Annotated in this window: 4 protein-coding genes; all 4 read right to left on the reverse strand. The window is 48.7% G+C overall.

The features are described from left to right. Positions 1-73: 73 nt before the first annotated feature. From VN105_RS21595 to VN105_RS21610, 4 genes are read right to left on the reverse strand one after another with little or no spacing between them, the layout of a single operon-like run. Positions 74-1180 (reverse strand): DUF4998 domain-containing protein, encoded by a 1107-nt coding sequence (locus VN105_RS21595; RefSeq protein ID WP_325644092.1) that lies wholly within the window; start codon positions 1178-1180, stop codon positions 74-76. 30 nt (positions 1181-1210) lie between these two features. Beyond that, entirely contained in the window at positions 1211-2392 is a 1182-nt protein-coding gene (locus tag VN105_RS21600; protein ID WP_325644094.1) for a DUF5000 domain-containing lipoprotein, read from the reverse strand. Between the two features lie 26 nt (positions 2393-2418). Next, on the reverse strand, positions 2419-4320 hold the full coding sequence (locus VN105_RS21605) for a RagB/SusD family nutrient uptake outer membrane protein (RefSeq protein WP_325644096.1): 1902 nt from the start codon (positions 4318-4320) through the stop codon (positions 2419-2421). 33 nt (positions 4321-4353) lie between these two features. Continuing rightward, positions 4354-7509, reverse strand: coding sequence for a TonB-dependent receptor (locus VN105_RS21610; RefSeq protein ID WP_325644098.1), 3156 nt, complete (start codon positions 7507-7509; stop codon positions 4354-4356). Positions 7510-7931: the final 422 nt, after the last annotated feature.

The following is a 7931-nucleotide window of genomic DNA, read 5'->3' on the forward strand; positions in this document are numbered from 1 at the left end:
ATTTTATTTTTCAAAATTTTGAATATAATTTTTTAAAAAGATATCCAAAATACTTACTAACAGCAACTTAACGTTATCGCTTATAAACCCCTACCTCCGCCAGCGCCGTGAAATTCCCGTTCTTATAATCAGAACGCACAATTACCCTGAAATACCGGAACGAAACCGCTTCCGTCAGCTCCACATATTGCTTATCCGCCGTAGATGCCAGCGTAAACGATCCCAATGCTTCCCAGGTTGCCTGGTCATTGCTCACTTCTATTTCTATCAGTTTCAGCGGACCATCCAGCGGGGTACGTTGAATGAAGGTAAAGCCGTAGGCGGGGTTCACTACGCCCATATCTACGGTGATGGTATGCGGGTAGGTAAGACCAGCCACTTTCGACATATGCCATACGGTGGAAGATTTGTTATCGATGGCGTTGGCCGGGCCGCGACCGGAAGGCTCGTCAAAATCAGAGGCGGTGGCTGTCCACCCGGTTTTGGCGTATTCCACCGGCGGGCCTTTTACAGGAATGGTTTCGTAAGCTGTTTCAAACAGGTCAATAGCGCTGCTGTCCGGCAGGTATACTGTCGTATAGGCGAGATCGTTATTGTCGCTGAAATTAAAGTTGGGTAACAGCGTGTTATTTGAATCCACGGGTACGGTAACCTGCTGCATAACGCCATCGGCATCGGTGTAGCGTATTTTGGTACCGCTTACATGGGTATCGGCGCTTCCCCAGCTGATGGCCACCTGGCCGTCGGAGTACAGGGCGCTTTTGACAGGGCGTGGCAGCAGCGAACTAACGTATCGTTCGCCGTATACTTGCCCGGTGGTACTTACTTTTATCGACTTGTTCCCTTCGTCGTCAAAGGTAAAGATATCAAAAGAGTAGGCGCCTTCGGCCATGGGGGCGAGGATCACGCTCACACTGTCTACATCGTATTGCCGTTTTAATACGATATCCATAGAATCGCTGTTATTATTCCAGTATATTTTGGCTTTGGTTACCCTGGGATCGCTTACCAGCCAGGATAGTTTGATGCGGTTGTCGCCGGGAAAAACCTTTACGGAATCTACTGAACCGGCATAGGGAATTTCCCCGTTTTTAATAAACTCCTTGTAGGTATCGTCCATTTTGCTGCAGGCAGCAAGTAACAGGAGCAGCGCTACTAAACAGGCGTTATATATTTTCATGATCAGTTATTTGTGTTTGATGATAACTTGTTACTTTACATTGCCCCAGAAAGTAAGTTCCGCGATGTACATATGATCCAGCGCGCCCCATACTTTAATGGTTTTAAAGCGCAGGTATCTTACAGGCGGTACATCAGGAGGGAAGTCAAAATCTTCCCCGTCTACGGTAGCAAATTGTTTGTCTTCTGTAGTTATTGTTCCATCTGGTGTACCGGATGGTTTTACCGACTCAAAACCAGATAGCAGTACCCAGTTATCCCAGCTGCCATCGGAGGAGGGGTTATTGCTGCCCCAAATCTCATATACTTTCGGATCGCCGCCGGTATAGGGGCCGTCTGCCGTGCTGCCATCGCGGTGATGCAGCTTGAAGCGGCTCAGGGTAGCGGTAACGCCCATGTCTATGGTGAACCACTGTGGAAGCCCGCTGCCGGGTTTGGTATGAAAAATAGAAGTACCTGCGTTGCCCAGCTTATCGTCCCAGAGATAAGGAATTTTACTGCTGATATGGCCTGCATAAGTATCGGTAGGAAGGTCTACTTCTTTGAATTTTGACTTCTCCAGTTTTTGTTCAAATAAGGGCGATAGTTCTGCATATAACGTATCGGAATGATTGTTCCAGCGGTCACGCACAAAGGCGGCAAATTTTCTTTTGGTGGTATTAAATCCCCTGGCAGCAAAGGTGCCTGCTTTCCTTTTGGTGTAAAAAGTTTCCGCCGGTACCAGGTCGTTCGTGGAATCGGCTGCCAGTACGGTGATCACCACATCGGCTTCCGAATTGTTTACGAAGTTAACCCTTACACCGCCAAAGGTGGCAGCGAGTGTAAGCTGCCGGAACACTTCTTTTACCGGTGGCGTAAGTGGTTTTACGGAGATGGTAACAGGCTCGGACATATTTTCACCACGACTCACGGCATAGAGTTTCACCGGGTATTCGAGGGTATCGGGAAAGCCGTTTATAGTAAGCATATGCTGGTAGTAGGAGGCTTTCACTTCGCGCTCTACTCCGGGCCGGATGGAGTAAACGGCTTTTATGTACAGGAGGTCTTTATCGTTCGGGCGACTATAAGTAATATTTGCGCCGCCGGCAATACTTTCTGCGCGTACGTTAGTAACGGGACCAGGCGCCTGGTCTTTGTTAAGCGGCTGTACACTGTCCTCTTTACAGCAGTATAAGCCGATACAGAGCAGAGGGAGTATGATATATTTTTTCATAGTAAGATTCTTTTTTTGTGAACAGATTACCAGCCGGGATTTTGATTGATCTTTTTGTTACTGAGTAACTCTGATTCCGGGATGGGCCATAAGTAATCCCGGGTAGTGAACACCTGGTTATAGATCACTTTTTCACGATAATAAGCGGTCGCGTCCTCCTGTGCCAGGTCCCACCCGGTGATCGGTTTATTGAGTTCGTCCACTGCCTTTTTCCATCTCCGGAGATCCCAGTAGCGCTGTCCTTCAAAGGCTAATTCAATCAGCCGTTCCCGTTGGATAATATCACGCATACCTTCTTTTGTAGTGAATTTGGAAGGGTTGCGTGCATAGTTGGTCCAGGCGCTTTCCACGGAGGCAATGCCTGCCCGCTCGCGGATAAGGTTGATATACCGGTATACCTCCGCACCAGGGCCATTGGCTTCGTTTTCCGCTTCGGCGTATAAGAGGTACAGGTTAGCCAGGCGTATAATAGGCCAGGGGTAATTCTGAATGGTGTAGGTAGTACCGTCGCCGATCACGTTGTTGAAGTTCACCAGTTTTTTAGGCCAGTAACCGGTAACGGAGTAGGACGACTGGTTCTGCGCACTGGCGGGTTGTCCTTTTTTGCTGGATACAAAAAACAGGTTGGCGTTGTCATCGAACAAACCTTGTCCGTACCAGATACCTCCATCAAATCCCAGGTCGGCATAGAAACGGGGTTCCCGGTCGAAATGAAGCGCCACGGTCTGGTAACCTTCCTGCAGGTCGTAGCGATAGGCGTGGGTGCCTGTACGCAGCTTAAAACGGCCGTTATAATCCCAGTTTTTATCTTCATTGATGGGCACACCATGATTGGTATAAAACATTTGCGCTATCTTCAGGGTAGGGGCAAGGTTGCCTACAGTGGCGCTGTTGGCTGTTTTGGAAGGATCCAGTCCGCGCGGAGTAGCGCCTGCCTGTATGGAACCGGCTAAGCTGTTGGTATGGCCCCAGATGATTTCCGGATTCCATTTTTCACATACGGCATTACGGATGCTCAGTTCTATTCTGGTGGTATCTGATATTTTGTATTGAAAGAACTGGGGATTGAAGGTGTACAGTTTGTATCCCTGCGATTCGCAAAGTGTGAGTGCGGCTTTACAGGCAGCAGCGGCGCGCACCCATTTCTGCGGATCATTGGCCTGGGCAAAGAGCAACCTACCATCAGGACCTTTAAAACCGGCATGATCGGAATTACCGTTGAACAGCGGGCTGGCAGCCAGCACCAGTACCTGCGCTTTCACTGTTAATGCAATGGCTTTAGTGATACGTCCCAGTTCTGATACTTCATTCTCTATTTTGTCCGGCAGTTGTGCCGCCGCTTCGTCCAGTTGCTGTGCGATGTAGTTCACACAGGAATCTACCGGTTCCCTTGCAGGATATACTTCATCTTCACCGGCGCTTACAGGTACGTTGTCTTTGATAAGCGGAATGGGGCCGTACATCTGGAACAGCCAGTAATGATAGTAAGCTTTCAGGAATTTTGCTTCTGCTGCCCAGCGGTCTTTTTCGGTGCTTTCCATATCGGGCACCTTGCCAATGTTTTCCAGGAATATATTGCATTGCCGGATACCTTCAAACAGGTCTTTGCCGCCGGCATTTCCCTGCCAGTAGTTCATGTAGCAGTTCACCACGTTCTGGTTGCCACGGGCAATCTGCCAGGCATTGGAGGTGTTGGTAACAGGCAGCCAGTACTCATCGCCGGAGGCATTGGCCGGGTTACCGTCAAAGTTGCCCATGGCCGGCATATAGGAGTAGCAGGTGAAAAGAAATCTTTCCGCGGTAGAACGCAGCCGGAAAGCGTAGTCGATGGTTGCTACGTTATCGGGTACTATGTCCAGGTACTTTTTACAGCTGATGAAAAGCTGTGGTAACGTAACAATGAATATCAGGCAGATGATCTTTTTCATAACGTTCAGTTAAAAGAATAAGAAAGCGGATGTTTAGAAAGTGGCGAGTGCGCCCACGTTGAAAACCCGTTGTACGGGGTAACCAAGACCATTACCGGCCATTTCCACATCCCATAATTTAAATTTGCTCCAGGTGAGCAGGTTGGTACCGTTGGCGTATACACGTAAAGTTCTCATGTGCGCCCATTGGCGTATGGTATATCCTACTTCCACCTGCTTCAGCCGCATGAATGCGCCATTGCGCATAAACCAGGTGCTTTGCTGGGAGTTGTTGTCGTTGCCGATGGCAGTAGTGCTGAGTCGTGGCCACAAAGCGTACAGGTCGCGGTGCTCTTCTGACCAGTGGCTGTCGGCATATGCCTGCAGCAGCTGATTTTGAGGCTTGCCGGACAATGTTTCATTATCGTAGTAGTAAGTCATGAAAGGCGCAGTGGCGCGTGCATTGATCCAGAATGATTCACGGCCCAGTCCCTGGAAAAATGCAGAAAGGTCGAACCGTTTATATCCTACAGAAAAACCGAATCCATAAGTGATCTCAGGTGTTGTTGGAAAGCCAAGTGGTACCTGGTCTAGCTGTGTGATCTGCCCGTCGCCGTTTACATCATGGTACTTGATATCTCCGCCGCCATATTCACCAAAATTCTGGCGGGGCGATTTGGCTGCTTCGGCATCATCTACAAAAAGCCGTTCCGCAATGTATCCCCATTGCTGGGAGATGGGATAGTTCACATGCAGTTTCCACGGTGCGCCATCATACGATGGTTCTTCATATACGGTGAACTTACTGGTGGCATAAGTAAAGTTGGCCCTTGCCTGGATCCAGAAGTGCTGGTTGAAAGAATGATTGTAATCAGCGGAAAGATCTACTCCTTTTCCTTCAGCGGCGCCCACGTTGGCGCGGGGTTGGGCAGAAAGTCCCATAGTAGCCGGTGTTGCGGTCCTCGTCATAAGAATGTTACTGCGTTGTTCCCGGTAGAAATCGGCCATGATATCCAGTTTGCCAAATAAGCCCAGCTCCAGGCCGAGATTAGCCTTTTTCGCGGTTTCCCAGCTGATGTTGGGATCTGCATATCTTGAAAGGGAAATACCTGGCCTGCTGTAGCCATTATCGCGGCCAAACACCGCGCTTTTGCCTGCGTCGTTCATGTTTACATTGGAGAGATACATAAAGCGGTCGTTCGGATCACCGATCGCATCGTTACCTGATAAGCCATAGGTAGCGCGAAGCCGTAGGTTGGAGATGGTATTTTTATAAGGCTCAAAGAATTTCTCATTGGAAACACTCCAGGCTATGCCGGCAGACGGGAAAAAACCATAGCGGTGCGACTCATGAAAACGTTCGGACCCGTTATAGCCAAAGTTCAGCTCCACATAATACCTGTTCTGGTAAGAGTAGGTGCCGCGTCCTGCCAGGCCCACGTTCCGGAAAGGCAGCGATGCCTGCAGGTCGGCGCCGTTACCGGTAAGGTTGTTACGCACCATAAATACAAACAGCCCGCTCAGTGTATGATCTTTATGAAAAGTGCGGTTATAGTTAAGCGCCGATTCCATATAAAAACTGGAGTTCACTGTTTTGGTACCCGGTACATAGTTCAGGTATTCTGTACCGAGTTCTTCATTCTGTAGTTCCAGTTTATAAGTGTTCTGCAATTTGTCATAAGAACCCGCCTGGTACCAGAAAGGGCTGTAGGCGCGGGTTACATCAAAATAAGTATTGCGTGTTACGTTTACCATGGTCCTGAAATTCAGGCCTTCTGTGAGTGCAGATAAATTCTGTTTTACTTCAAACTGCGCCGCCATCATGGAGCGGGAATAGTTTTTATATCCTTTTACCATGTCGGCATAAGGATTCAGTAAGTAACTGCCGCTGCCATCATCATAATTACCAAACATAATATGCTGTACATACTGGTGATCTGCATCCACCGGGTAATAGGCAGGGAAGTACACCGGATTGGTGCGCATTACTTTTTTATAAAGATCAGCGCCGCCATCGATCGGACCGGTATAATCGTCGAATGAGCCGCTTAAGCGCACCACCATTTCTGTTGACTTGGTGATGTTAACGTTTACGTTGGAGCGAAGCGAATAATTTTTCAGGTCGATGTTACTATTGAAATTATTCCGCTTATCTACATTCAATATACCGTTGTCCTTATTGAAGGAGCCGGCCACATAGTACCTTGCTGTGGATCCGCCGCCGCTTACATTCAGGTTCGCACGCTGATTGGTAGTATAGCTTTTAAAGAGCGTGCCTCTCCAGTCGGTGGCAGGGTACATATATTCATTAATGCCTGCAATGGTGTTGTCAATTTTCTGATCGGTGTAGGGGAGCTGTCCCAGCGGATCGCGGGTGAGTACTGCTTCATTGTTCAGCCGCATATAGGTGATTGGATCGGCCAGCGCCACGTTGCGGGTGGGAGCGGCAACGGAGTTTTCCACGCGGAAGGTAATGGCTGCTTTTCCTTCCTTTCCTTCCTTGGTGGTTACCAGTATAACACCATTAGCGGCGCGGCTGCCATAAAGGGAAGTGGCGGTGGCATCTTTCATGATAGAGAAGCTGGCAATATCATCGGGCTGCAGCCGGGCGAGGTCTGTAACGGTGAGTTCTATTCCGTCTATCAGGATCAGCGGATCTTTTTTATAGCCGAAGGTAGTTACGCCTCGAATGAAAAAGTCGGCGTTGTCCTGGCCGGGTTCACCACTCCGCTGGTAGCCTATTACGCCGGCAATGCGGCCTGCCAGCGCCGTGGTCAGGTTACTGGCGGGCACTTTTAGTTCAGCGGGGTTAATGGTGGTTACTGCGCCTACTACGTCTGCTTTTTTCTGTTTACCAAAAGCTACCACCACGGTTTCTCCCAACTGGCTGTAAGAGGGTTTCATCACCACGTTAATGATTTCCCTGCCATTTATCGGGATCTCCTGTGAAGTGAACCCGATCATGGAAAATATAAGCGTGGCATTGTCCGGTACTTTAAGGATATAACGTCCGTTGGCGTCCGAGGCGGTGCCTACACCCGGCTTGTTCTTTACGGCAATGGTAACGCCTATTACAGGGGCGCCGCTGCTGTCTGTTACAAGCCCCCTTACTTCCTTATCTGCTGCCGGCAGGGCAGGAGTGGCGTGAGCGGACAACCGGAATAAAAGCAGTATGCATACTACTATTCCTGTGTAAAATTTGTCTGACATACATGATGTTTAAAGGTTGATAAAAATTCGTTTAGTCGTTTCCGTTATAGGCACAGCAAGCCTTTTCCGCGGATGTTTTTTATCCGGCAGATCAATAGATAACATACGTTGGTAATGCCCTTCGGGCAGATGCTGTTGTGGTACGGCTATGCGCCGGGTGTTTTCATTTGGTGATAATAATTCATAACGGGTTTTTTCTGGCTGTTAATTGTCTTGTAATCGATTGCAAATGGTCAATAAAAAAATGTAACTACCCTTCCCCTGACAGCTATTGCTGCCGGAAACCGGATTCATTGCACTTGCCTGTTAATCATTTTCCTTTCCCCTTAATGTTGCAAACGTGGATCACGAAGCGGGGGAATATGTATATCTGTCTGGTTGTACTGTTTATAGGGCTGTTTCAGCATATAGGGTGCTACAAC

The organism is Chitinophaga sp., from assembly GCF_035564935.1.
Classification (GTDB): domain Bacteria; phylum Bacteroidota; class Bacteroidia; order Chitinophagales; family Chitinophagaceae; genus Chitinophaga.